Below are 25,659 nucleotides of genomic sequence, written 5' to 3' on the forward strand. Positions count from 1 at the left end.
CGGCAGACCCGCCGGTGCGACCGCTCCGCAGAACACTCCGGACCGGCCGCACCGGCGGGCGATCGAGACAGGAGTCACCGGTGACGAGCAGCAGCAGCGACCCCAGCGCCCCCAGCGGCGCGACCGGCCGGACGACCGCGACCGGCGGAAGCGGGAGATCCGGGGGAGACGGCACGCCTGCCGGATCGGGCGAGCCGCCGCGCCCGCACCCCGGCGGCTACGCGGCGGCCCGGCTGCGCCTCCTCCAGCAGGAGACGCGGTCCGGGCCGCCGCGCCGTACGGCCCTCGCCCGGCTCACCGACGACTGGCTCACCTCCCTGTTCACCGCCGCCGGGCCCCGCACGGGCGCGGCCCTCGTCGCCGTCGGCGGCTACGGCCGCGGTGAACTGTCCCCGCGCAGCGACCTCGATCTGCTCCTGCTGCACGACGGCCGCGACCCCGCCACCGTCGCCGCCCTCGCCGACCGCCTCTGGTACCCGGTGTGGGACCTCGGGCTGGCCCTCGACCACTCCGTACGCACCCCCGCCGAGGCCCGCCGCACCGCGAACGCCGACCTCAAGGCCCACCTCGGCCTCCTGGACGCCCGCCACCTCGCAGGCGACCGCGGCCTCACCACCGCGCTGCGCACCACCGTCCTCGCCGACTGGCGCAACCAGGCCCCCGCCCGCCTGCCCGAACTCCGGGACCTGTGCGCCGCACGCGCCGAACGCCACGGCGAACTGCGCTACCTGCTCGAACCCGACCTGAAGGAGGCGCACGGCGGTCTGCGCGACACCACCGCGCTGCGCGCCGTCGCCGCCTCCTGGCTCGCCGACGCCCCGCGCGAGGGCCTCGCCGACGCCCGTCGCCGCCTCCTCGACGTACGGGACGCGCTCCACCTCACCACCGGCCGCGCCACCGACCGGCTCGACCTCCAGGAACAGGACCAGGTCGCGGCGGAACTGGGCCTGCTCGACGCGGACGCCCTGCTCCGCCAGGTGTACGAGGCCGCGGGGGTCGTCGCGTACGCGAGCGAGGTCACCTGGCGCGAAGTGGGGCGCGTGCTCAGGGCGCGCGCCGTACGGCCGAGGCTGCGCGCTCTGCTGGGCGGCGGCAGACCGGCCGCGGAACGGTCCCCGCTCGCCGAAGGGGTGGTGGAACAGGAGGGCGAGGTGGTACTCGCCCGCACCGCGCGCCCCGAACGCGACCCCGTCCTCCCGCTGCGCGCCGCGGCCGCCGCCGCACAGGCCGGACTCCCGCTCTCCCCGCACGCCGTACGCCACCTCGCCACCACCACGCGCCCCCTGCCCACGCCCTGGCCCGCCGAGGCCCGCGAGCAGCTCGTCACCCTGCTCGGCTCCGGCCGCCCCCTGGTGCGGGTCTGGGAGGCACTGGAGGCGGAAGGGCTCGTCACCCGGCTCCTGCCCGACTGGGAACGCGTGCGCTGCCGCCCGCAGCGCAACGCCGTCCACCTCTGGACCGTCGACCGCCATCTGATCGAGACGGCCGTCCGCGCCTCCGCGCTCACCCGCCGCGTCGGCCGCCCCGACCTTCTCCTCGTCGCCGCGCTGCTGCACGACATCGGCAAGGGCTGGCCCGGCGACCACGCGACCGCGGGCGCCACCATCGCCGCCGACGTCGCCGCCCGCATCGGGTTCGACGCCGCCGACGCCGTCGTCCTCACCACCCTCGTACGCCACCACCTGCTCCTCGCCGAGACCGCCACCCGGCGCGACCTCGACGACCCGGCCACCGTCCGCGCGGTCGCCGCCGCCGTCGGCACCCCGGGCACCCTCGAACTGCTGCACGCCCTGACCGAGGCGGACGCCCTGGCCACCGGTCCGGCCGCCTGGTCCTCCTGGCGCGGCTCCCTCGTCGCCGACCTGGTCCGCCGGGTCGCGGCGCACCTCGCCGGACACACCCCCGAGGCCCCCGGACCCGTCGCCGCCGAACCCACCGCCGAGCAGGAACGGCTCGCCGTCGAGGCCCTGCGCACCGGCGGCCCCGTCCTCGCCCTGCGCGCCCGGACCGAACCTCTCTCGGAGGGGACCGGCGGCGACCCGGCCGGGGCCGAACCGCTGGGCGTGGAACTGCTCATCGCCGTCCCCGACCGGCCCGGCGTCCTGCCCGCCGCCGCCGGGGTGCTCGCCGTGCACCGCCTCACCGTCCGCACCGCCGAACTGCGCACCGTCGACCTGCCCGGCGCCGTCGGCGACCGCGCCGTGCTGCTGCTGGAGTGGCGGGTCGCCGCCGAGTACGGCTCCCTGCCCCAGGCCGCCCGGCTCCGCGCCGACCTGGTCCGGGCGCTGGACGGCTCGCTCGACATCGCGGCGCGCCTCGCCGAACGGGACGCCGCCCAGTCGCGCCGCAAGGGCCTGCTGGCACCCCCGCCCCGGGTGACCCTCGCCCCGGCCGCCTCCCGGCACGCCACGGTGATCGAGGTCCGCGCCCAGGACGCCCCCGGCCTGCTCTTCCGCATCGGCCGCGCCCTGGAGGACGCGAAGGTCCACGTCCGCAGCGCCCACGCCGGCACCCTGGGCGCCAACGCCGTGGACGCCTTCTACGTCACCGGCCCGACCGGCACCCCGCTGCCGGACGAGGAGGCGGCAGCGGCGGTACGGACGGTGGAGGAGGCGTTGCGGGCACGACCGTGACCCGGTTCTGCCCGGCCGGGATACCCTGGAGGGCGATTCCTTCAGCCATCCCCGACCCCGAGGACCGCGAGCGCCGTGTTCGACACTCTCTCCGATCGCCTGTCAGCGACTTTCAAGAACCTGCGCGGCAAGGGACGGCTCTCCGAGGCGGACATCGACGCCACCGCGCGCGAGATCCGTATCGCGCTCCTCGAGGCCGACGTGGCCCTGCCCGTCGTCCGGACGTTCATCAAGAACGTCAAGGAACGGGCCCTCGGCGCCGACGTCTCCAAGGCGCTCAACCCGGCCCAGCAGGTTCTCAAGATCGTCAACGACGAGCTGGTGACCGTGCTGGGCGGCGAGACCCGCCGCCTCCGCTTCGCCAAGCAGCCGCCGACCGTGATCATGCTGGCCGGTCTCCAGGGTGCGGGCAAGACCACCCTGGCGGGCAAGCTCGGCCGGTGGCTCAAGGAGCAGGGGCACTCCCCGCTGCTGGTCGCCTGCGACCTCCAGCGGCCCAACGCGGTCAACCAGCTGAGCGTCGTCGCCGAGCGCGCCGGTGTCGCGGTCTACGCGCCCGAGCCGGGCAACGGCGTCGGTGACCCGGTCAAGGTCGCCGAGGACTCGATCGAGTTCGCGAAGGCCAAGGTCCACGACATCGTGATCGTGGACACCGCGGGCCGCCTCGGCATCGACCAGGAGATGATGCAGCAGGCCGCGGACATCCGGGACGCGGTCCGGCCCGACGAGATCCTCTTCGTCGTCGACGCGATGATCGGCCAGGACGCGGTGAACACCGCGGAGGCGTTCCGCGACGGCGTCGGCTTCGACGGTGTGGTGCTCTCCAAGCTCGACGGCGACGCCCGCGGCGGCGCGGCCCTGTCGATCCGGCAGATCACCGGCAAGCCGATCATGTTCGCGTCCAACGGGGAGAAGCTCGACGAATTCGACGCCTTCCACCCGGACCGGATGGCCTCCCGCATCCTCGACATGGGTGACCTGCTCACCCTGATCGAGCAGGCGGAGAAGACGTTCAGTCAGGAAGAGGCCGAGAAGATGGCCTCCAAGCTGGCGTCGAAGAAGGGCCAGGACTTCACCCTGGACGACTTCCTGTCCCAGATGGAGCAGGTCAGGAAGATGGGCAGCATCAGCAAGCTGCTCGGGATGCTGCCCGGCATGGGGCAGATCAAGGACCAGATCAACAACCTGGACGACCGCGAGGTCGACCGCGTCGGCGCCATCATCAAGTCGATGACCCCGGGCGAGCGCCAGGACCCGACGATCATCAACGGCTCCCGCCGGGCCCGTATCGCCAAGGGCTCCGGTGTCGAGGTCAGCGCGGTGAAGAACCTGGTGGAGCGGTTCTTCGAGGCCCGCAAGATGATGTCGCGCATGGCGCAGGGCGGCGGCATGCCGGGCATGCCGGGGATCCCCGGCATGGGCGGCGGCCCCGGCCGCAGCAAGAAGCAGCCGAAGAAGGCCAAGGGCAAGCAGCGTTCGGGCAACCCGATGAAGCGCAAGCAGCAGGAGCAGGAGGAGGCCGCGCGGCGTGCCGCCGGGGCCCAGGGCGGTGCCCTCGGGCTGCCGCAGCAGGGCGGCCAGGACTTCGAGCTGCCGGACGAGTTCAAGAAGTTCATGGGCTGAGCGGTTCATGGGCTGAGATTCCGTACGACGGTCGTCCGGTAGTGCTGTATCGCTGTACTTCCGTATGACGGTCGGTCCGTACGACGTTCGAGGGCGCTCCCGTTCGGCGGGGGCGCCCTCAGCGCGTGCCGGGCCCCGCCATGTGCCGTAACGTCCAGATATGAGCAATGCCGCGCCACCACGCAAGGCCCCAGACCAGCCGTGGCGCACCGAGGGCACGCCGGACGAGCCGCCCCGGCGGCCCGGCGGCCGGCGGATGCGCGGCCGCTGGTGGGGGCTGCTGGTCACCGCGGTGGTCGTCTTCCTGGTGGCCTACGGCGCGCTGAGCTACTACAGCACCGGCAACGAGCCGACGATCTCGTACACGGAGTTCAGCCGGCAGGTGGACGCCGGCAATGTCAGCAAGATCTACTCCAAGGGCGACGCCATCCAGGGGCAGTTGAAGAGCGCCCGTGCGAAGCCGAGCGGCAGCGGCACGTACACGAAGTTCAAGACGCAGCGGCCGGCCTTCGCGGACGACAAGCTGTGGCAGAGCCTGAGCAGCCACCAGGTGACGGTGACCGCGCAGCCGGTCGTGCAGGAACGCGGCCTGCTGTCCAATCTGCTGCTGTCGCTGGCCCCCATCGTGATCATCGTCGCGCTGTGGGTGTTCTTCGCGCGCCGGATCGGCTCGGGGCTCGGCGGGCCGGGCGGGCTGCTGGGCCGCAAGGCGCCGCCGCGCCCGGTGGAGCTCCAGCCGGGCACCCAGCGCACGACGTTCGCCGATGTGGCGGGCATCGACGAGGTCAAGGGCGAGCTGGACGACGTCGTCGACTTCCTCAAGCATCCCGACGACTACCGGCGGATGGGTGCGAAGATGCCGCGCGGTGTGCTGCTGACCGGGCCGCCGGGCACGGGCAAGACACTGCTGGCGCGGGCGGTGGCCGGTGAGGCGGGGGTGCCGTTCTTCTCCGCGTCCGCGTCGGAGTTCATCGAGATGATCGTCGGCGTGGGCGCCTCCCGGGTGCGGGAGCTGTTCGCGGAGGCGCGCAAGGTGGCCCCGTCGATCGTGTTCATCGACGAGATCGACACCATCGGCCGGGCCCGCGGCGGCGGCGCGTCGATGGGCGGGCACGACGAGCGCGAGCAGACGCTGAACCAGATCCTGACCGAGATGGACGGCTTCTCCGGCTCCGAGGGCGTGATCGTGCTGGCCGCGACCAACCGCGCGGACGTCCTGGACCCGGCGCTGACCCGGCCGGGCCGGTTCGACCGGGTGGTGAGCGTCGCGCCGCCGGACCGCGGCGGCCGGGAGGCCATCCTGCGCATCCACACCCGGGAGATCCCGCTGGCCGCCGGTGTGGATCTGGCGCGGGTGGCGCGTACGACGCCGGGCATGACGGGCGCGGAACTGGCCAACCTCGCCAACGAGGCCGCCCTGCTGGCCGTGAAGCGGCGGCAGAGCGAGGTGACGCAGGCCGACTTCTCGGAGGCGCTGGAGAAGGTGCAGCTCGGCGCGGAACGCGCCCTGGTGATGCCGGAGGAGGAGCGGCGGCGCACCGCGTACCACGAGAGCGGGCACGCCCTGCTGGGCATGCTCCAGCCGGGCGCCGACCCGGTCCGCAAGATCACCATCGTGCCGCGCGGGCGGGCGCTGGGCGTGACCCTGTCCACGCCGGAGTCGGACAAGTACGCGTACACGGAGGAGTATCTGCGCGGCCGGATCATCGGTGCGCTCGGGGGCATGGCCGCCGAGCAGGTGGTGTACGGCGTCATCACGACCGGCTCGGAGAGCGATCTGGAGCAGGTCACGAACATCGCGCGCGGGATGGTGGCCCGCTGGGGCATGAGCGAGCACCTGGGCCGCCTGTCCGCGCTGCCGAACGACGCCCAGCAGGCGTACGGGCTCTCGGCCGCCCCGCAGACCCTGGACGCCATCGACACGGAGATGCGGCGGATCGTCGACGAGTGCTACGAGGAGGCGTGCCGCAAGCTGCGCGAGCACCGTCCGCAACTGGACGCGCTGGCCGCGGCGCTGCTGGAGAACGAGACGCTGGAGGAGGCCGACGCCTACCGGGTGGCCGGTGTCACCCGCCTGAAGAAGGACCTGGAGGCGGAGGTGGAGTGAGGGCGGCGCCCGGAGGTGCGGGGGTCGCTCAGGGGGTCCGGGCGATCAGATAGCGGAACACGTTGGGCATCCACACCGTCCCGTCCCGCCGCCGGTGCGCGTGGAGCGCCTCGGCGAGTTCCTTGACGACCTGGTCGTGCCCGGCGGTGGCGATCGCCGGGTCGAACCATCCGGTGGAGAGCATGCCGCGCACCGCGCTGTCCAGGTCGGCGTAGCCGAAGGGGCAGGCGACGCGTCCGGAGCCGTCCGGGCGCAGTCCGGCGTCGCGGGCGACGTCCTCCAGGCGGTCGCGGACGACGGGGAGCGGGTCGGCGGGCCGGGTGGCCACGCGCAGGACGTCGGCGGCCGCGCAGCGCTCGGGCGGGCCCCAGCCGGCCAGCACCACCGGTGCGCCGCGCCCGGCGAGCGGGACGGCCGCGGCGAGCGGCGCGGCGGGTTCCGGCGGATCACCGGCGGGGCAGCCCAGGGGCTCGAAGGCGGTCACGAGGGTGTACGGGGCCCGGTGGTCGCGGGCGGCGGGCGGTCCCTCGACGAGCCGGGGCGTCGTCCGCGCGGGGGAGGCGGCGTCCGGGCACGCGCGCGTGCCCGCCGTCCCGGGTGCGCCGGGCGCCGCGGGCAGCAGCCGTTCGCGGGCGAGGGCCAGGTGTTCGGGGCGGGTGTCGGTGCCGGTGACCTCCGCGCCCCGGGCCGCCGCCAGGAGCAGGGCGAGCCCGGTGCCGCAGCCGAGGGCCAGCAGACGGGTGCCGGGGCCCACGCCGAGCCGTTCGTGGACGGCTTCGTAGAGCGGGACGAGCATCCGCTCCTGGATCTCGGACCAGTCACGCGCGCGTGCACACTGGTCCACCCGGGGCGCGGGCCCCGCATGGGACGGGTGCCGACGCACGAGCGTAGGTGTCATGGATGAGCGCCCCAATCCGCCGAGCTTTTGCCGCTGTGCCGGTTCCGTGGCCCCCGTGCGGTGCCGCCGCACTTCCCGTATGCCAGGTAACTCCCCGCTCCGCACGGCGTCCAGGGGTCGGGTGGGACTGTTCGTCCGTTCCGGGGGCCGGGTCCGGAGATTTCACATCCCGGAAACCGGGGGCTCACCCGGGCGTGACGGACGCACGGGGTGGGCCGGTGCGGGGCGGTGGGGGCGTGCCCGGTAACGTCACCGATGTCACAGACGCTGAGGGAGATACGGCACCCGTCCGGGAAGCGGCCGAAACGTCTCTTGTACACCGCGGGAACACCTGTACACCGGCGCGCGTGGAGATCCGCGCGCCCGGTGCGTACGCGGGGCTACGCACCACCTTGGTATGAGCTGTGAGGCTTCTCCGCAGATCAGCGCACCCGCCCTCGTCAGGACGCATCGGTGCCAACTGACGGGTACGTGCAAATTATTTGGGATGCCCCGGAATAGGAACACAGTGGCCCTCCCGCTCGTTGTCATTACGTGAGCACGACACAGACACCACCTGTTCTCGCCGCGGAGCTGGCACAGGCGTGGGCCGACATTCAGCGGTACCACCCCGAGCTGCCCGATCTCGCCGCACCCGAGTCCCTGATCGGGGAGTCGTCGTCCGCGTGCGGGCACGAACTCTCCTTCGAGCGACTGCTGCACGAGGCAGTCCACGGCATCGCCGCGGCGCGCGGGGTGCGCGACACCTCCCGCGCCGGCCGATACCACAACCGCCGGTTCCTGGCGATCGCCGAGGAGCTGGGCCTCGACCACCCCGACGAGCCGCACCCGAGCAGCGGCTTCTCCCTGGTCACGCTCAGCCCCGAGGCCAAGCGCCGCTACCGCCCGACGATCGAGCGCCTCCAGCGCGCCCTGAAGGCGCACACGGCGGCCACCTCCGCCGACACCGGCCGCAGCTTCCGCGGTCCGGCCGCCCGGCACGGTTCCTCCGGGGGAGGGGTCCGCGTCAAGGCCGTCTGCGACTGCGGGCGCAATGTGCGCGTCGTCCCCTCGGTGCTGGCCCAGGCCCCGATCGTGTGCGGCGGCTGCGGCAAGCCGTTCCGGATCCCGGAGGTCGTCGGCGCGGCGGGCTGAGACCGCGGCTGCTCGTGGCAGCCGCGCTCCGGCCGCCGTCCGGCGTCCCCGGTGCCACGGCACCCGTCCGCCGGGTGCCCCTGAGGCGTGCCCCGGTGCGGCCCACCCCGCGCCGGAAGGGCACCTTGAGGTGTGGCACAATGGCTAGCTGTACTCGACAGCCGCACAGGAACCCTCTCTCCTCCGGCTGACGCGTCCGTCGGGCACTCGGGTACCGCAACCCCACGCGGCGTCCCGCCGTGCCCCACCACGTCAAAAATCAGGAGAACCCACTCCCGTGGCAGTCAAGATCAAGCTGAAGCGTCTGGGCAAGATCCGTTCGCCTCACTACCGCATCGTCGTCGCCGACTCCCGTACCCGCCGTGACGGCCGGGCCATCGAGGAGATCGGTCTGTACCACCCGGTGCAGAACCCCTCGCGCATCGAGGTCGACGCGGACCGCGTGGCGTACTGGCTCTCCGTCGGCGCCCAGCCGACCGAGCCCGTGCTCGCCATCCTGAAGAAGACCGGCGACTGGCAGAAGTTCAAGGGCGAGCCCGCCCCGGCTCCGCTGCTCCAGCCGCAGGAGAAGGCCGCCCGTCCGTCGTTCGAGTCGCTCGGCGGCGAGGACGAGGGCAAGGGTGAGGCCATCACCCAGAAGAAGAAGGCTGAGAAGAAGGACGAGGCGGCTGCCGAGTCCGAGTCCTCCGAGGCCTGAGCAGCATGCTCGAAGAGGCGCTTGAGCACCTCGTGAAGGGCATCGTCGACAACCCTGACGATGTGCAGGTGGCCTCGCGCAACCTGCGCCGCGGACGTGTGCTCGAGGTCCGGGTCCACCCCGACGACCTCGGCAAGGTGATCGGCCGCAACGGCCGCACCGCACGCGCCCTGCGTACCGTCGTGGGCGCCATCGGCGGCCGGGGCGTCCGGGTCGACCTCGTCGACGTGGACCACGTCCGCTGACGCTTCACCGCATCGCAACCGGCTCGGGCCGGGGAGGGCCACTGGGCCGTCCCCGGCCCGCAGTCGTATGACAGGAGATCGAGCACAGTGCAGCTGGTAGTCGCACGGATCGGCCGTGCCCACGGCATCAAGGGCGAGGTGACCGTGGAGGTACGCACGGACGAGCCGGAACTGAGACTCGCCCCCGGTGCCGTACTCGCCACCGACCCCGCCTCCGCCGGACCGCTGACCATCGCCACCGGCCGTGTCCACAGCGGACGGCTGCTCCTGCGCTTCGACGGCGTCACCGGCCGCGACGGCGCCGAGGCCCTGCGCAACACCCTGCTGATCGCCGACGTCGACCCGGACGAGCTGCCCGAGGACGAGGACGAGTTCTACGACCATCAGCTCATGGACCTGGACGTGGTCACCGAGGACGGCACCGAGGTCGGCCGGATCACCGAGATCTCGCACCTGCCCTCGCAGGACCTGTTCATCGTGGAGCGCCCGGACGGCACCGAGGTCATGATCCCCTTCGTGGCGGAGATCGTCGCCGAGATCGACCTGGAGGAGCAGCGGGCCGTCATCACCCCGCCGCCCGGCCTGATCGACGACCGCGCCGAGATCGCCTCCGCCCGGGACGCCGCCGGGCCTGCCGAGTCCGGCGACTCCGCCGCGCCCGACGAGCCCGCCGAGTCCGGCGAATCCGGCGAGGGCCCGGACGGATCCGGCGACCCGGCGAAGCCGGGGGACGCCTCGTGATGCGCCTCGACGTCGTCACGATCTTCCCCGAGTACCTCGAACCGCTGAACGTCTCCCTCGTCGGCAAGGCACGCGCGCGTGGACAGCTGAACGTGCACGTGCACGACCTGCGCGCCTGGACGTACGACCGGCACAACACCGTCGACGACACGCCCTACGGCGGCGGCCCCGGCATGGTCATGAAGACCGACCCCTGGGGCGACGCCCTGGACACCGTCCTCGCCGACGGCTACGAGTCGGGGGCGCACACCCCCGCGCTGATCGTGCCGACCCCCAGCGGACGGCCGTTCACCCAGGAACTCGCCGTCGAACTGTCCGAGCGCCCCTGGCTGATCTTCACCCCGGCCCGCTACGAGGGCATCGACCGCCGCGTCATGGACGAGTACGCCACCCGGATACCCGTCCACGAGGTCTCCATCGGCGACTACGTCCTGGCCGGCGGGGAGGCCGCCGTCCTGGTCGTCACCGAGGCCGTGGCCCGTCTGCTGCCGGGCGTCCTCGGCAACGCCGAGTCCCACCGCGACGACTCCTTCGCGCCCGGCGCCATGGCGAGCCTCCTGGAGGGGCCCGTCTACACCAAGCCCCCGCTGTGGCGCGGGCGGGACATCCCCGACGTGCTGCTCAGCGGGCACCACGGGAAGATCGCCCGCTGGCGCCGCGACGAGGCGCTGCGGCGCACCACCGCCAACCGGCCCGACCTCATCGAACGCTGCGCGCCCGCCGCGTTCGACAAGAAGGACCGCGAGATGCTCTCCATCCTGGGCTGGGCCCCGGACCCGGCGGGCGAGCGGTACGGCCGATTTTGGCGCAGGGCCGACGACGTGGAAGAATAGGCCGCTGCTGTGCGCCGTCCGGCGGCCGCCCCTGCCACGGGGGGACACGACGACCGCCCCGACCGCCCGGCAGACCTTCCGGAAAATCCTAGTTGCCGTTGATGACCTGTGGCATCAGCGAAGAAAGCAGAGACATGTCTCACCTGCTCGACACCGTCGACGCCGCGTCGATCCGCGACGACGTCCCCGCCTTCCGGCCGGGTGACACCGTCAACGTCCACGTCCGTGTCATCGAGGGCAACCGCTCCCGTGTGCAGCAGTTCAAGGGCGTGGTGATCCGCCGCCAGGGTTCCGGCGTGCGCGAGACCTTCACGGTCCGCAAGGTCTCGTTCTCCGTCGGCGTCGAGCGCACCTTCCCGGTGCACACCCCGATCGTCGAGAAGATCGAGCTGGTCACCCGTGGCGACGTGCGCCGCGCCAAGCTGTACTACCTCCGTGAGCTGCGCGGCAAGGCCGCGAAGATCAAGGAGAAGCGCGAGAGCTGAGTGCCTTCCGGGGTTCACGGCCGGGCGGGATAGCATTCCGCCCCGATGGACACCGAAGCACAGCCGAGCGAGCGCGACCGCTCCTCCCGCCCCGCTGCCGCCGGATCCGAAGGGACCCCGGACGCACAGGGACCGGAGGAGCGGTCGCGTTCGTCGTTGGCGGCGCGCCTCACCGGCGCCGTCCCCGGCGGGCGGCTCACCCTGGCCGCGCTGCTCGGCCTGGCCCTCCTGCTGCTCCTCAACGTGTTCGTGGCGCAGCCCTTCCAGATCCCCAGCCGCTCGATGGAGCCGGGACTGGGCGTCGGGGACCGGGTCCTCGTGAACAAGACGGCGTACCGGTTCGGTGCCGGACCGCGGCGCGGTGATGTCGTCGTGTTCGACGGCTCCGGCTATTTCGGTGACGCCGACTACATCAAGCGCGTTGTGGGTGTGGGGGGAGACCATGTGGTCTGCTGTGACAAGGAGGGCAGGATCGAGGTGAACGGCACACCGGTCGACGAGTCGGCCTTCCTTCGTCCGGGTGACAGTCCCTCCACGGTCCCCTTCGACGTCGTGGTCCCCGGCGGCAGGCTGTTCCTGCTCGGCGACCACCGCGACGACTCCAGCGACTCACGCGACCACCTGGGTTCCCCGGGCGGCGGCATGGTGCCGGTCGGGGACGTGATCGGCCGGGCCGACTGGATCGTGTGGCCCTTCGGCCACTGGACCCGCATCACCCGTCCGGACGCGTACGCGCGCGTGGGTGCCGCCGGCTCCGCGGGCGGCACCCATGGGTAGCCGCGGCAGGCCGCGCGGCGCCCAGACCGCCGCCGAGGAGGAGCCGCCGCCCGCCGGGACCCGGCGGCCCTCCGGCCCGGCCGGCGGACGCACCCGCGCGGAGCGCCGCAAGCTCCAGCGCAAGGTCAAGCGCAGGCGGCGGCGTTCCGCGGTCCAGGAGATACCGCTGCTGGTCGGCGTGGCCGTGCTCATCGCGCTGGTGCTGAAGACCTTCCTGGTGCAGGCGTTCGTGATCCCGTCGGGCTCCATGGAGCAGACGATCCGCATCGGCGACCGCGTCCTGGTCGACAAGTTCACCCCGTGGTTCGGCGCGAAGCCCGCGCGCGGGGACGTCGTCGTCTTCCGCGACCCGGGCGGCTGGCTGGACGGGGAGGAGACGGCGAAGAAGCACGACCCCGTGGTCGTCAAACAGGTCAAGGAGGGCCTCGCCTTCATCGGCCTGCTGCCCTCCGACAACGAGAAGGACCTGATCAAGCGGGTCGTCGGGGTCGGCGGAGACCACGTCAAGTGCTGTGACAAGCAGGGCCGGGTGACCGTCAACGGCGTTCCCCTGGACGAGGGCGACTACCTCTATCCGGGCAACGCTCCCTCCGACACCCCGTTCGACATCACGGTCCCTGAGGGACGCCTGTGGGTGATGGGCGACCACCGGGGCAACTCGGCCGACTCGCGTGCCCACCGGGACACCGCGTACGGCGGTACGGTCTCCGAGAAGTCCGTGGTGGGCAGGGCCCTCGTCATCGGCTGGCCGTTCGGCCACTGGCGCACGCTCAGAGAGCCGGAGACGTTCTCGGAGGTGACCGGCGCGGGCTCCGACGCGGCGGCCGGGTCGGACGCCGCCGGGCCGCCGTCGCATAGGGTTGCCCGCTACGATCCCAACAGATCGGTTCAACTCCCGAGCCCTGCGGAACTCCCGCTCGTTATGGGAGTGGTGGGCCTGCACCGTGCACGGGGCGGGCTGCGGCGAGGAGTGAGGAGTTGGCGTGGGGGATGTGGCGGTTGGCGCACGGTCCGGCAGCGACGGCGAGGAGCACCGCGGACACCCCGTGGACGCGGCGGGTCCTGCCGCGGACGGCACCGTGACCTCCGGGAACAAGAGCACGACAGCCGAGGACGGCACGGTGACGGAGCACAGCCAGAGCGATGAGCAGGCAGCGGACGGCGGCACCGGGGAGGCGAAGAAACCCCGCTCCTTCTGGAAGGAGCTGCCGATCCTGATCGTCATCGCCCTGGTGCTGGCGCTCCTGATCAAGACGTTCCTCGTCCAGGCGTTCTCCATCCCGTCGGACTCGATGCAGGACACCCTCCAGCGCGGCGACCGGGTCCTGGTCGACAAGCTCACCCCGTGGTTCGGCTCCGAGCCCGAGCGGGGCGAGGTCGTCGTCTTCCACGACCCGGACGACTGGCTGGCCGGTGAGCCCACCGCCAGCCCCAACGCCCTCCAGACAGTGCTCAGCTGGATCGGCCTGATGCCGTCCGCCGAGGAGAAGGACCTGATCAAGCGGGTCATCGGCGTCGGCGGCGACACCGTCGAGTGCCACGGCACCGGCCCCCTGCTCGTCAACGGCAAGGCGCTGAACGAGTCGTCGTACGTCTACCCCGGCAACACACCGTGCAGCCAGGACGACCAGGGCGGCCAGTTCAAGGTCAAGGTCCCCGAGGGCTTCATCTGGGTCATGGGCGACCACCGGCAGAATTCCCGCGACTCGCGCTACAACCAGGCCGACAAGAACCACGGCATGGTCCCGGTCAAGGAGGTCGTGGGCCGCGCCATCGTGCGGGCCTGGCCGATCAACCGCTGGGGCACCCTGCCCGTCCCCGACACCTTCGACCAGAAGGGCATCGGCGAGCAGCCCTCGGCGGCCGGCGCGCTGACCGTGGCACCCGGTGGCGTGGCCCTCACCGCGGCCGTGCCGCTGGTGGTGTGGCGCCGCAGGCGCGTCCTGAAGGCGGAGAACGGCACCGGCACGCCCACCACGGCCACCGGCGGCCGCTGAACCCGTGAGACCCGAGACGGCGCGGACGGACATGGTCCGTCCGCGCCGTCCGCTTCCGCGAAGCCCCCGTGCGGGAAGCCCCGTGGAGCCGCTGCCCGGGGCCCCGAAGGGGGCTGCCCGGGGCCGGTACCGCCGGGTAGGGTGCGGATCCATGGGTGGCGAGAGCACGACACGTACGGCCCCGCGCGGCGGCGGCACCGGCAAGGCACCGGCGGGCGGCAGGACCGGACAGCGGCTGTCCGGACTGGCCGTGGCGCTCGGCATGGTGCTGTTCCTCGGCGGCTTCGCGTGGGCGGCCGTCGTCTACCGGCCCTACACCGTGCCCACCAGCTCGATGTCCCCGACCATCGGCATCGGCGACCGCGTGCTCGCCCAGCGCGTCGACGGCGAGGAGGTGCGCCGCGGCGACGTCGTCGTCTTCCACGACAGGACCTGGGTGGCGGACGCCCCCGTGGTCAAGCGCGTGGTCGCCGTCGGCGGCGACACGGTCTCCTGCTGCACCCGGGGCAGGCTCACCGTCAACGGCAAGCAGATCGACGAGCCCTATCTGAAGGGCGGCCCCGCCGAACTGACGGGCTTCACCACCGTGAAGGTGCCCGAGGGACGGCTGTTCCTGCTCGGCGACGAACGCCAGGGCTCGCTGGACTCCACCGCCCACCTCACCGACGCCGCCCGGGGCACCGTCGCCCGCACCGACGTCACCGCCCGCGTCGACTCCGTGATCTGGCCCATGAAGGGCATGCTGGAGCGCCCCACCGGGTTCGCCGAGCTGGGCGCGCTCTCGCAGCCCGGCCCGCTGCGCACGATCATCGCCCTGATCGTCGCGGGTGCCGTGCTGGTCCTGGCGGGCGGCGCGTACGGCCCGGTCGCCAGGCTGCTGGGCGGCGGCCGCGGCCGGACCCGGACGGAGCCGGCCCGTGCCCGCTGACAGCACGGACGCCGGGCACGGCGCGGAGGGGCACGGCGCGGACGCCGGGCACGGCGCGGACGGGTACGACGGCGGGCTGCGCAAGGTGGCGCGGGTGGTCCTGCTGGACCCCGAGGACCGCGTCCTGCTCCTGCACGGCCACGAGCCGGACGACGAGACCGACGACTGGTGGTTCACGCCCGGCGGCGGCCTGGAGGGCGACGAGACCCGCGAGCAGGCCGCCCTGCGCGAACTCGCCGAGGAGACCGGCATCACCGACGTGCGGCTCGGCCCGGTGCTCTGGCGCCGCCGCTGCTCCTTCCCGTTCGCCGGCCGCCGCTGGGACCAGGACGAGTGGTACTTCCTGGCCCGTACGACACAGACGGAGACCGCGGCCACGGCCCTGACCGAACTGGAGCGGCTGAGCGTCGCCGGAGCGCGCTGGTGGACGTATCGGGAACTGGAGCGGACGCATGAGACCGTGTACCCGACCAGACTCGCCGGGCTGCTGCGCGCACTGCTCGACGAAGGTCCCCCGCCCGCGCCCGTGACCCTGGACACCGAAATCGTCTAGGGGCCCCCGGGACTGGCGCACAATGGGGGGACCGCACGGCTGAAGGGGAACATGCCATGAGCGCCGAGGACCTCGAGAAGTACGAGACCGAGATGGAGCTGAAGCTCTACCGGGAGTACCGCGATGTCGTCGGTCTGTTCAAATACGTGATCGAGACCGAGCGGCGCTTCTACCTCACGAACGACTACGAGATGCAGGTGCACTCGGTCCAGGGCGAGGTGTTCTTCGAGGTGTCGATGGCCGACGCCTGGGTGTGGGACATGTACAGGCCGGCCCGGTTCGTCAAGCAGGTGCGCGTCCTCACGTTCAAGGACGTGAACATCGAGGAGCTGAACAAGAGCGACCTGGAACTGCCGGGCGGCTGAGCCGGACGCGGTCGCGGTCGTGAGAGGCGCGGCACGGTCGTGAGAGAGGACGCGGCGGGCGGTGCCACGAGGGGGCGGGCGCCGCGAGGGGGCGGGCGCCGCGGCCCGGGAGACACGCGCCCGGGATTTCACTCGCGGGAGTGACGGAGTTGTCCACAACCCACGAGTAGCACACCAAGATCCACTCGGCGGCTCCTGATCCGTGAACGTTGGCGCCGGAGGTGGTGCCGACATGACCACGCAACAGGCGCGCAGCGCACTCGGCAGGTACGGAGAAGGGCTGGCCGCCCGCAGGCTGGCCCAGGCGGGCATGACGGTCCTGGAGCGCAACTGGCGCTGCGGCAGGACGGGCGAGATCGACATCGTGGCCCTCGACGGCGACATCCTGGTCGTCTGCGAGGTGAAGACCCGCAGGTCCGGAGCCTTCCAGCACCCGATGGCCGCGGTCACCCCCGAGAAGGCCGAACGACTGCGCGGCCTCGCCGAACGCTGGATCCAGTCCCACGGCGGAGCCCCGCCCGGCGGCGTCCGCATCGACCTGGTCGGCGTCCGGCTGCCCCCGCGCGGCGCACCCGTCGTCGAGCACGTACGGGGGGCCGCCTGATGGGATTCGCCCGTACGTGCTCCGTGGCCCTCGTCGGGGTCGAGGGCGTCGTCGTCGAGGTCCAGGCCGACCTCGAACCCGGCGTCGCCGCCTTCACCCTGGTGGGACTGCCCGACAAGAGCCTCACCGAGAGCCGCGACCGGGTCCGGGCCGCGGTCGTCAACTCCGGCGCCGAATGGCCACAGAAGAAACTCACCGTGGGACTCAGCCCCGCCTCGGTGCCCAAGGCCGGCAGCGGCTTCGACCTCGCCGTGGCCTGCGCGGTGCTCGGCGCCGCCGAGCGGATCGACCCCCGGGTGCTCGCCGACATCGTCATGATCGGCGAACTGGGCCTGGACGGCCGGGTACGCCCCGTGCGCGGCATCCTCCCCGCCGTCCTGGCCGCCGCCGACGCCGGATACGAACAGGTGGTCGTACCCGAGTGCGCCGCCGCCGAGGCCACCCTCGTGCCCGGGATCTCCGTGCTCGGCATCCGCAGCCTGCGCCAGCTGATCGCCGTCCTCACCGACGAACCCGTACCGCAGGAGGAACCCGACGAGCAGGGCCGCCCGGACCCGCTGCTGGCCGGACTGCGCATGCCCGGCACCGGAGCGGCCACCGGCATGCACAGCATGGGAGCCGCCCAGAACGACCAGGGACACGACCTCGCCGACGTCGTCGGCCAGCGCTCCGCCCGCACGGCCGTGGAGGTCGCCGCGGCCGGCGGACACCACCTCTTCCTGGAAGGACCGCCGGGCGCCGGGAAGACCATGCTCGCCGAGCGCCTGCCCGCCGTCCTGCCCCCGCTGCGGCGCCATGAGTCCCTGGAGGTCACCGCGGTCCACTCGGTGGCCGGACTGCTGCCACCGGGCAAACCACTGGTCGACCTCGCCCCCTACTGCGCCCCGCACCACTCCGCCACCATGCAGGCCCTCGTCGGCGGCGGTCCGGGCATCGCCCGCCCCGGGGCCGTCTCCCTCGCCCACCGGGGCGTGCTCTTTCTGGACGAGACCCCCGAGTTCAGCGGCCACGCCCTCGACGCCCTGCGCCAGCCCCTGGAAGCGGGCCATGTGGTGATCGCCCGCAGCGCCGGTGTCGTACGGTTCCCGGCGAAGTTCCTCATGGTCCTCGCCGCCAACCCGTGCCCCTGCGGACGCTTCTCCCAGCGCGACACCCTGTGCGAGTGCTCACCGGCGGCGATCCGCCGCTACCAGGCCAGACTCTCCGGACCCCTGCTGGACCGCGTCGACCTGCGCGTCGAGGTGGACCCGGTCACCCGCGCAGAACTGGCCCGCCCGGACGCCCGCGGCGAGTCCACGGCGACCGTGGCCGACCGGGTACGGGCCGCCCGCGAGCGCACGGCCGCCCGGCTCACCGGCACCCCCTGGCACACCAACAGCGAAATCCCGGGGCGCGAGCTGCGCAGCCGCTGGCAGGCCGCCCCCGGAGCGATGGACGACGCCGAACGCGGCCTGGAGCGCGGCTTCCTCACCGCACGCGGACTCGACCGCGTGCTCCGCGTCGCCTGGACGGTCGCCGACCTCGTCGGCCACGCCCGCCCCGACGCCACGGACGTCGCCCTCGCCCTCCAACTGCGCACCGGAGTACCCCGCGGCGTCCCCATGGCCCTCGGAGCGACGACATGACCGCCCCGGGCTGCCACCGCGCGGCCGCTCCGGGCCACCACGTGACCGTCTCGGTGCGCGGTGGACCGGCGGGCGCCCGGCTTTCGCCGGAGCGCTCGACTCCCGCTGACGGCCAGACCCCGGTGGGGGACCGGCTTCCGGCGGGGGACCGGCTTCGGGCCGGGGGAGGGGCGTCGGCCGGTGGCCGGGACTCGTCCGGCGATCCGGCCCCAGGCGGTGGCCGGGACTCGTCCGGCAGCTCGGCCCCGGGCGGTGGGCCGGCCTCGCCCGGCGGATCGGCCCCGGCCGGGGCCTCCGCGTCCGCTGATCCGCTGCCCTCCGCACACCCGCGACCTTCCGCTCAGGCACCCCCGCCCGGCCGCTCGCGCCCGCCCGAGGGCTCGCCCCCAGGGGAGGACTCTCACCCACCGAATCGGCCGGGGCCGCCGGACGGGGCGGCTCCGCCCGGCGGCCCCGGCCGACCGGAAGGGGGCCGACCGGAAGGGCCCGACACGGAACTCCTCGCACGGGTCTTCCTCAGCCGAGTGCTGGAGCCCGGGGACGTGACCGGAGGGCGGTGGGTGCGGGAACTGGGCGCACCGACCGTGGCACGGCGACTGCGGGACGGCACGCCACCGCTGCCCGGGGTGTCGGGCAAACGGTGGGCCGGCCTGTGCGCCCGCGCCGTCCGGGCCGACCCCGAGCGGGACCTCGCCGTCGCCCGGGAGACCGGGGTGCGCTTCGTGCACCCCGGCGGCACCGAGTGGCCGGCCCAGCTCGACGACCTGGAGGACGCCCGGCCCACCGGCCTGTGGGTGCGCGGCCGGCCCAGTCTGCGCATGTGGGCGCTGCGGTCGGTGGCACTGGTCGGCGCCCGCGCCTGCACCGACTACGGCGCGCACATGGCGGCCACGCTCGCCGCGGGACTGACCGAACGCGGCTGGGTGGTGGTGTCCGGCGGAGCCTACGGAATCGACGGCGCGGCCCACCGCGGCACGCTCGCCGGTGCGGGCGCCACCGTCGCCGTGCTGGCCTGCGGCGTCGACCGCCCCTACCCGCGCGGCCACACCGGTCTCATCACCAGGATCGCCCAGCAGGGGCTGGTGATCGGCGAACTGCCGCCGGGCGAGCACCCCACACCCAGCAGATTCATCGTCCGCAACCGGGTCATCGCGGCCCTCACCCGCGGCACGGTGGTCGTCGAGGCGGCCCACCGCAGCGGCTCCCTGGTCACCGCACGGGCCGCACAGCGCCTGGGCCGGCACACCATGGGGGTGCCCGGACCGGCCACCAGCGCCCTGTCGGCAGGCGTCCACGAACTGCTGCGCGGCGGCGCGACGCTGGTCACCGACGCGGCGGAGGTCGCCGAGCTGATCGGCGACATCGGCGAGCTGGCCCCCGAGCGGCGCGGCCCCGTCCTCCCGCCCGACCTGCTGCCACCCGAGACACGGCAGATCCTGGCCGCACTGCCCGCGCGCGGTGCGCCGACCGCGGCCGAGATCGCCCGCGGCGCCCGCACCACACCGGACGACGCGGTCGCCGGACTCTACGAACTCCGCTCGCTCGGTTACGTCGAACGACATGGCGACGGATGGAAGTTGACACGCCAGGCGGTGATCTCCGGACGACGAGATCCGGAGCCTTGTTGACCGAGCGTGTTCGGCCGTCCGGGGGAACGCCTACGCCTGCGCAAATTCCCGCAGTTGGGCGTTCCCCACATCACCCAGGGTGACGCGCGTGACCCGGTGGAGCGCCTAGCGGAACGTATCTGCGCACGCGCTGTGCCCCGTCGTTCGCGCACCGCGACACTTCAGTCACGCTACGCTCACGTGGTTCCGACGCGGACAACCCGATACCGAACCCAGACCGACAGCTCACCCAGAAAGCCGCATCCCACGGCAGAACGGCACAAGGCGACGAATGCCCCAGCACACCTCCGGGTCCGACCGGGCGGCGATCCCCCCAGCCGCCCGCGACGGTGGCAGCGTGCGGCCGCCCGCTCCCTCGACGCTCGACGAGCTGTGGCGGTCGTACAAGGCGACGGGGGACGACAGGCTGCGGGAGCAACTGATCCTGCACTACTCGCCGCTGGTGAAGTACGTCGCGGGACGGGTGAGCGTCGGCCTGCCGCCCAATGTGGAACAGGCCGACTTCGTGTCCTCGGGCGTCTTCGGGCTCATCGACGCGATCGAGAAGTTCGACATCGACCGGGAGATCAAGTTCGAGACGTACGCGATCACCCGGATCCGCGGCGCCATGATCGACGAACTGCGGGCGCTGGACTGGATCCCCCGGTCGGTCCGGCAGAAGGCGCGCAACGTCGAGCGGGCGTACGCGACGCTGGAGGCCCGGCTGCGGCGCACCCCCTCGGAGGGCGAGGTGGCCACCGAGATGGGCATCGCGGTCGACGAACTCCACGCGGTCTTCAGTCAGTTGTCGCTGGCCAACGTGGTGGCGCTGGAAGAGCTGCTGCACGTGGGCGGCGACGGCGGGGACCGGCTGAGCCTGATGGACACGCTGGAGGACACCGCCGCCGACAATCCGGTGGAGGTCGCCGAGGACCGGGAACTGCGCCGGTTCCTGGCCCGCGCGATCAACACACTGCCCGAGCGGGAGAAGACCGTCGTCACCCTGTACTACTACGAGGGCCTCACGCTCGCCGAGATCGGCAATGTGCTCGGCGTCACCGAGAGCAGGGTCAGCCAGATCCACACCAAGTCCGTCCTCCAGCTGCGCGCGAAACTGGCGGGTTTCGGCCGCTGAGCGTGCGGGCGCACACCGCCCGGGACGCGGTGTGCGCCCGGTGCGACTCCCGCCGCGGGCGCCGCGTCCGTAGAGTGGACGACGTGCCAAGGATTCGAGCGGCCTCCGTGGCCGAGCACCGGTCGATGCAGCGTGCCGCCCTGCTGGACGCGGCGCGCACCCTGCTGTCCCAGGGCGGTACGGAGGCGCTGACCTTCCCCGCGCTGGCCGAGCGGACAGGGCTCGCGCGCTCGTCGGTGTACGAGTACTTCCGGTCGCGGGCCGCCGTGGTCGAGGAGCTGTGCGAGGCCGACTTCCCGGTCTGGGCCGCGGAGGTGTCGGCGGCCATGGACGCCGCGGACGGCCCCGGGCCCAAGGTCGAGGCGTACGTCCGCGCCCAGCTGGACCTCGTCGGCGACCGGCGGCACCGGGCCGTCGTGGCGATCTCCGCGAGCGAGCTGGACGCCGGCGCCCGGGAGAAGATCCGGGCCGCGCACGGCGGACTGGTCGCCATGATCGTCGAGGCGCTGGCCGAGCTGGGCCACGAGCAGCCCCGGCTGGCCGCGATGCTGCTCCAGGGCGTGGTCGACGCGGCCGTGCGCCGGATCGAGCTGGGAGTCGAGGAGCCCTCGGCCGTCGCGGAGGCTGCTGTGGCGATGGCCCTCCGGGGCGTCCGCGGCTGACCCGCACACCGCCTCGCTGCCCCGGCTCCCCCGGGGTCCCCACCCCCTCCCTCCCCCCCGCCCCCCATCCCCGCCCCACTCCCTCACTCCCTCCCCCCACCCCTCCCACTCCCGTCACGGAGGCAGCGGCACCCCGAGGACCGGCAGCAGGCGTGCGGGACCGCTGTTCAGCAGCCGGGGTGGCAGGAGCAGCAGGGGGTCGAGGTAGGTCTCGCCCCGGAGCAGGCCCCAGTGCAGACAGCCGGGGCCGCAGTGGGAAGCCGTCTCCGCCGCCTCCACCGTCCCGATGACCTCACCGGCCGCCACCTCGGCGCCCTGGGGCACGGACGCCCGTACCGGCTCGTACGTCGTGCGCAGGGCAGGGGAGCCCGTCCCCGCCAGTTCCACGGAGACCACGCCCCGCCCGGCCACGGCTCCGGCGAAGGAGACACGACCGGCCGCCACCGCGCGTACCGCGGTACCCGGTGGCGCGCCCAGGTCCACGCCCCGGTGGCCGGGGCCGTAGGGCGTGGCCGGAGGCTCCCAGCCGCGCAGGACCGGCGGGTGTGACCCCACCGGCCAGGCCCGGCCCACCGCGGGCACCGGCGCATCGGCCGAAGCTCCCGCGCCCGAGCCCGCGCCCGCAGTGCCGCTCACGCCCCCCGCGTCCCTCGCGCTCCCGGCGTCCCGCGCGCTCCCCGCACCCCAGGCCACCGGCACCGACAGCACCGCCGTCGCCCCCAGACACAGCCCCGCGAGCCACCGGCCCACCCACCGCTCCACACCCGCACCGCCCTCCGTATCCGCAGCCGCAGCTGCACCCGCACCCGCATGCACACCCGCATCCGGGACATGTCTCCACACTCCCGCGAACGGCCGGAATCGGCCGGAGTCTGTGGACGACGCACCGGTTGTGGACAGCGGCGTCACCCGGCACCTTCCGGGTCCCGTACACTTCTGGTGGCGATCCGGGTCACCGGGTCGACTTCGCACGCCCCGACACTCCGGCCGGCAACGGTCGGTGTCAGCGCCCCTCGGTCCTTCGTGGCACGGCGCGCCGCGGGCGTCAGGCGCGGGAGCCGTCCGGCACCCGCGGCACAACCGAGAAATTCAAGGAGATACGGCCATGGCCGTCGTCACGATGCGGGAGCTGCTGGAGAGCGGCGTCCACTTCGGTCACCAGACCCGTCGCTGGAACCCGAAGATGAAGCGCTTCATCTTCACCGAGCGCAACGGCATCTACATCATCGACCTGCTCCAGTCGCTGTCGTACATCGACCGCGCCTACGAGTTCGTCAAGGAGACCGTGGCCCACGGCGGCACGGTCATGTTCGTCGGCACGAAGAAGCAGGCGCAGGAGGCCATCGCCGAGCAGGCCACCCGCGTCGGCATGCCCTACGTCAACCAGCGCTGGCTGGGCGGCATGCTCACCAACTTCTCGACCGTCTACAAGCGCCTTCAGCGCCTGAAGGAGCTCGAGCAGATCGACTTCGAGGACGTGGCCGCCTCCGGCCTCACCAAGAAGGAGCTGCTGGTCCTCTCCCGCGAGAAGGCCAAGCTGGAGAAGACCCTCGGCGGTATCCGCGAGATGCAGAAGGTGCCCAGCGCCGTCTGGATCGTGGACACCAAGAAGGAGCACATCGCGGTCGGCGAGGCCCGCAAGCTCAACATCCCGGTCGTCGCCATCCTCGACACCAACTGCGACCCCGACGAGGTCGACTACAAGATCCCGGGCAACGACGACGCGATCCGCTCCGTCACCCTGCTCACCCGTGTGATCGCCGACGCCGTCGCCGAGGGCCTCATCTCCCGTTCCGGCGTCAACGCCGGTGACAAGGGTGAGAAGGCCGCGGGCGAGCCGCTCGCCGAGTGGGAGCGCGACCTGCTCGAGGGCGAGAAGAAGGCGGACGAGTCCGCCGAGGCCGTCGAGGTCGCCGCCGAGGCTCCGGCCCCCGACGCCCCGGTCTCCGAGGCCGTCGAGGAGGCCGCCGCCGAGGTCAAGGCCGAGACCGAGACCGAGGTCAAGGCCGAGGGCGAGCAGGCCTGACCTGCCGACGTCAGAGTTGACGGCGGGGGCCGACGGCACACCCCTCCCGTGCCGCGCAGGCACGGGAGGGGCGCCCGCAGCCCCCGCCGTTCACCCGTGGATCGGTGGCGTGTCGGTGGACTCTGGTACAAGGGCCGCGACCCCCTGATCTTCGATCTTCCAGACTTCGAGAAAGATTCACAGACTCATGGCGAACTACACCGCCGCCGACGTCAAGAAGCTCCGTGAGCTCACGGGCGCCGGCATGATGGACTGCAAGAAGGCGCTGGACGAGGCCGAGGGCAACGTCGAGAAGGCCGTCGAGGCACTGCGCATCAAGGGCCAGAAGGGCGTCGCCAAGCGCGAGGGCCGCTCCGCCGAGAACGGCGCCGTGGTCTCGATCCTCGCCGACGACAACTCCTCCGGTGTCCTCGTCGAGCTGAAGTGCGAGACGGACTTCGTCGCCAAGGGCGACAAGTTCCAGGCCGTGGCCACGACCATCGCCGAGCACGTCGCCAAGACCTCCCCGGCCGACCTGGAGGCCCTGCTCGCCTCCGAGATCGAGGCCGGCAAGACCGTCCAGGCGTACGTCGACGAGGCCAACGCCAACCTCGGCGAGAAGATCGTCCTGGACCGCTTCGCGCAGTTCTCCGACGGCTTCGTGACCGCGTACATGCACCGCACGATGCCCGACCTGCCCCCGCAGATCGGTGTTCTCGTCGAGCTGGACAAGCCGAGTGCCGAGGTCGCCAAGGGCATCGCCCAGCACATCGCCGCCTTCGCGCCGAAGTACCTCTCCAAGGAGGACGTGCCGGCCGAGGTCGTCGAGTCGGAGCGCCGCATCGCCGAGGAGACCACCCGCGCCGAGGGCAAGCCCGAGGCCGCGATCGCCAAGATCGTCGAGGGTCGGGTGAACGGCTTCTTCAAGGACGCCACCCTGCTCGGCCAGCCCTACGCGCTGGACAACAAGAAGTCCGTCCAGAAGGTGCTGGACGAGGCCGGTGTCACCCTGAAGCGCTTCACGCGCATCAAGGTCGGCATCTGAGTCCGCACCGCGCCGGACGCCGGACCCGGATAGGGTCGACAGCAGTCGTCCACGCCACGCGCGCCTGCCACCGCGCACGCGCGCACGGCGGACGACAGCAGAACTGACGAGGAGGCCATTGCCGCCGCATGGGATGCGAACCACCCCACCGGCAATGGCCTTCTTCGCATGTGTACCACGTAACAGAGGCGGGATCTCATGACCACCAAGGCCCAGAAGAGCGACGACGGCAAAGTGACCGGCCGGTTTCTGCTGAAGCTGTCCGGAGAGGCCTTCTCCGGTGGCGGGGGCCTGGGCGTCGACCCGGACGTGGTGCACGCCATCGCCCGTGAGATCGCCGCCGTCGTCCGGGACGGCGCGCAGGTCGCGGTCGTCATCGGCGGCGGCAACTTCTTCCGCGGCGCCGAGTTGCAGCAGCGCGGCATGGACCGCGCCCGCTCCGACTACATGGGCATGCTCGGCACCGTGATGAACTGCCTCGCCCTCCAGGACTTCATCGAGAAGGAGGGCATCGACACCCGGGTCCAGACCGCCATCACCATGGGCCAGGTCGCCGAGCCCTACATCCCGCTGCGCGCCGTGCGCCACCTGGAGAAGGGCCGTGTGGTCATCTTCGGCGCCGGTATGGGCATGCCGTACTTCTCCACCGACACCACCGCCGCCCAGCGCGCCCTGGAGATCGACGCCGAGGCGCTGCTCATGGGCAAGAACGGCGTGGACGGGGTGTACGACTCCGACCCGAAGACCAACCCGGACGCCGTGAAGTTCGACGCCCTCGGCTACGGCGAGGTCATCACCCGGGACCTGAAGGTCGCCGACGCCACCGCGATCACGCTGTGCCGCGACAACCGGCTCCCGATCGTCGTCTTCGAGCTCCTGAAGGAGGGCAATATCGCCCGCGCCGTCAAGGGTGAGAAGATCGGCACGCTTGTGGGTGACCAGCCCGGCCGGGAGTGACCG

25 protein-coding genes are annotated in these 25,659 nt (G+C 72.7%); 23 read left to right on the forward strand and 2 right to left on the reverse strand.

The genetic code is table 11. The features are described 5' to 3' along the window. Positions 1 to 233: 233 nt before the first annotated feature. The 3 genes from B086_RS0118615 (at position 234) to ftsH (ending at position 6,363) form a co-directional block, all read left to right on the forward strand. On the forward strand, positions 234 to 2,633 hold the full coding sequence (locus B086_RS0118615) for a [protein-PII] uridylyltransferase (RefSeq protein WP_234029334.1): 2,400 nt from the start codon (positions 234 to 236) through the stop codon (positions 2,631 to 2,633). A gap of 75 nt (positions 2,634 to 2,708) precedes the next feature. After that, complete coding sequence (gene ffh, locus B086_RS0118620; protein WP_018567942.1) at positions 2,709 to 4,256, forward strand: signal recognition particle protein; 1,548 nt, start codon at positions 2,709 to 2,711, stop codon at positions 4,254 to 4,256. A 160-nt stretch (positions 4,257 to 4,416) separates the two neighbouring features. Next, the gene (gene ftsH, locus B086_RS0118625) at positions 4,417 to 6,363 is read left to right on the forward strand and encodes an ATP-dependent zinc metalloprotease FtsH (RefSeq protein WP_026252554.1); all 1,947 of its coding nucleotides are present in this window, start codon (positions 4,417 to 4,419) and stop codon (positions 6,361 to 6,363) included. A gap of 28 nt (positions 6,364 to 6,391) precedes the next feature. Here ftsH and B086_RS0118630 read toward each other — a convergent pair whose 3' ends face one another. Further along, complete coding sequence (locus B086_RS0118630; RefSeq protein WP_078531132.1) at positions 6,392 to 7,261, reverse strand: class I SAM-dependent methyltransferase; 870 nt, start codon at positions 7,259 to 7,261, stop codon at positions 6,392 to 6,394. 534 nt (positions 7,262 to 7,795) lie between these two features. On the opposite strand from B086_RS0118630, the gene B086_RS0118635 reads away from it, so the two are divergent. The 17 genes from B086_RS0118635 to B086_RS0118715 all read left to right on the forward strand — a co-directional run bounded on the left by B086_RS0118635 (position 7,796) and on the right by B086_RS0118715 (position 21,649). Then, a complete protein-coding gene (locus tag B086_RS0118635) occupies positions 7,796 to 8,395 on the forward strand; it encodes a hypothetical protein (RefSeq protein WP_018567945.1) in 600 nt (199 codons plus the stop codon). Positions 8,396 to 8,672: 277 nt separating this feature from the next. Next, positions 8,673 to 9,092, forward strand: a complete 420-nt coding sequence (rpsP, locus tag B086_RS0118640) for a 30S ribosomal protein S16 (protein ID WP_018567946.1) — start codon at positions 8,673 to 8,675, stop codon at positions 9,090 to 9,092. 5 nt (positions 9,093 to 9,097) lie between these two features. After that, positions 9,098 to 9,337, forward strand: a complete 240-nt coding sequence (locus B086_RS0118645; protein ID WP_003973401.1) for an RNA-binding protein — start codon at positions 9,098 to 9,100, stop codon at positions 9,335 to 9,337. Between the two features lie 87 nt (positions 9,338 to 9,424). Continuing rightward, on the forward strand, positions 9,425 to 10,078 hold the full coding sequence (gene rimM / locus B086_RS0118650; protein ID WP_018567947.1) for a ribosome maturation factor RimM: 654 nt from the start codon (positions 9,425 to 9,427) through the stop codon (positions 10,076 to 10,078). Further along, positions 10,078 to 10,911, forward strand: a complete 834-nt coding sequence (trmD, locus tag B086_RS0118655; protein ID WP_018567948.1) for a tRNA (guanosine(37)-N1)-methyltransferase TrmD — start codon at positions 10,078 to 10,080, stop codon at positions 10,909 to 10,911. Before rimM ends, trmD begins: the two co-directional genes overlap by 1 nt. 134 nt (positions 10,912 to 11,045) lie before the next feature. Then, a complete protein-coding gene (gene rplS, locus B086_RS0118660; RefSeq protein WP_018567949.1) occupies positions 11,046 to 11,396 on the forward strand; it encodes a 50S ribosomal protein L19 in 351 nt (116 codons plus the stop codon). Between the two features lie 45 nt (positions 11,397 to 11,441). Further along, on the forward strand, positions 11,442 to 12,173 hold the full coding sequence (gene lepB / locus B086_RS0118665; protein WP_026252556.1) for a signal peptidase I: 732 nt from the start codon (positions 11,442 to 11,444) through the stop codon (positions 12,171 to 12,173). After that, a complete protein-coding gene (gene lepB / locus B086_RS40255) occupies positions 12,166 to 13,320 on the forward strand; it encodes a signal peptidase I (protein WP_037873696.1) in 1,155 nt (384 codons plus the stop codon). Before lepB (B086_RS0118665) ends, lepB (B086_RS40255) begins: the two co-directional genes overlap by 8 nt. Beyond that, positions 13,295 to 14,170, forward strand: a complete 876-nt coding sequence (gene lepB / locus B086_RS0118675; RefSeq protein ID WP_018567952.1) for a signal peptidase I — start codon at positions 13,295 to 13,297, stop codon at positions 14,168 to 14,170. The genes lepB (B086_RS40255) and lepB (B086_RS0118675) overlap by 26 nt, the downstream gene beginning before the upstream one ends. Before the next feature lie 151 nt (positions 14,171 to 14,321). After that, entirely contained in the window at positions 14,322 to 15,098 is a 777-nt protein-coding gene (gene lepB / locus B086_RS0118680; protein WP_018567953.1) for a signal peptidase I, read from the forward strand. Between the two features lie 76 nt (positions 15,099 to 15,174). Beyond that, positions 15,175 to 15,651 (forward strand): NUDIX hydrolase, encoded by a 477-nt coding sequence (locus tag B086_RS0118685; protein ID WP_051115864.1) that lies wholly within the window; start codon positions 15,175 to 15,177, stop codon positions 15,649 to 15,651. A 56-nt stretch (positions 15,652 to 15,707) separates the two neighbouring features. After that, entirely contained in the window at positions 15,708 to 16,016 is a 309-nt protein-coding gene (locus B086_RS0118690; RefSeq protein WP_003965949.1) for a DUF2469 domain-containing protein, read from the forward strand. A 202-nt stretch (positions 16,017 to 16,218) separates the two neighbouring features. Beyond that, complete coding sequence (locus B086_RS0118695; RefSeq protein WP_078531133.1) at positions 16,219 to 16,620, forward strand: YraN family protein; 402 nt, start codon at positions 16,219 to 16,221, stop codon at positions 16,618 to 16,620. Further along, on the forward strand, positions 16,620 to 18,245 hold the full coding sequence (locus B086_RS0118700) for a YifB family Mg chelatase-like AAA ATPase (RefSeq protein ID WP_018567956.1): 1,626 nt from the start codon (positions 16,620 to 16,622) through the stop codon (positions 18,243 to 18,245). Before B086_RS0118695 ends, B086_RS0118700 begins: the two co-directional genes overlap by 1 nt. Positions 18,246 to 18,769: 524 nt before the next feature. Next, positions 18,770 to 19,873, forward strand: a complete 1,104-nt coding sequence (dprA, locus tag B086_RS40260) for a DNA-processing protein DprA (protein WP_018567957.1) — start codon at positions 18,770 to 18,772, stop codon at positions 19,871 to 19,873. 271 nt (positions 19,874 to 20,144) lie between these two features. Further along, positions 20,145 to 20,987 (forward strand): RNA polymerase sigma factor WhiG, encoded by an 843-nt coding sequence (whiG, locus tag B086_RS0118710; RefSeq protein ID WP_018567958.1) that lies wholly within the window; start codon positions 20,145 to 20,147, stop codon positions 20,985 to 20,987. A 107-nt stretch (positions 20,988 to 21,094) separates the two neighbouring features. Then, positions 21,095 to 21,649 (forward strand): TetR/AcrR family transcriptional regulator, encoded by a 555-nt coding sequence (locus B086_RS0118715; RefSeq protein ID WP_018567959.1) that lies wholly within the window; start codon positions 21,095 to 21,097, stop codon positions 21,647 to 21,649. A gap of 114 nt (positions 21,650 to 21,763) precedes the next feature. Here the strand turns inward: B086_RS0118715 and B086_RS0118720 are convergent, their stop codons facing one another. Continuing rightward, the gene (locus B086_RS0118720) at positions 21,764 to 22,285 is read right to left on the reverse strand and encodes a M23 family metallopeptidase (RefSeq protein WP_051115865.1); all 522 of its coding nucleotides are present in this window, start codon (positions 22,283 to 22,285) and stop codon (positions 21,764 to 21,766) included. Between the two features lie 469 nt (positions 22,286 to 22,754). Between B086_RS0118720 and rpsB the strand changes: the two genes are divergently transcribed. The 3 genes from rpsB (at position 22,755) to pyrH (ending at position 25,656) form a co-directional block, all read left to right on the forward strand. Beyond that, on the forward strand, positions 22,755 to 23,675 hold the full coding sequence (rpsB, locus tag B086_RS0118725) for a 30S ribosomal protein S2 (protein ID WP_018567961.1): 921 nt from the start codon (positions 22,755 to 22,757) through the stop codon (positions 23,673 to 23,675). A 187-nt stretch (positions 23,676 to 23,862) separates the two neighbouring features. Next, entirely contained in the window at positions 23,863 to 24,699 is an 837-nt protein-coding gene (tsf, locus tag B086_RS0118730; RefSeq protein ID WP_018567962.1) for a translation elongation factor Ts, read from the forward strand. A 198-nt stretch (positions 24,700 to 24,897) separates the two neighbouring features. Next, a complete protein-coding gene (gene pyrH, locus B086_RS0118735) occupies positions 24,898 to 25,656 on the forward strand; it encodes a UMP kinase (protein ID WP_018567963.1) in 759 nt (252 codons plus the stop codon). Positions 25,657 to 25,659 lie beyond the last annotated feature (3 nt).

The organism is Streptomyces sp. PsTaAH-124, from assembly GCF_000373685.1.
In the GTDB taxonomy this organism is placed as follows: domain Bacteria; phylum Actinomycetota; class Actinomycetes; order Streptomycetales; family Streptomycetaceae; genus Streptomyces; species Streptomyces andamanensis.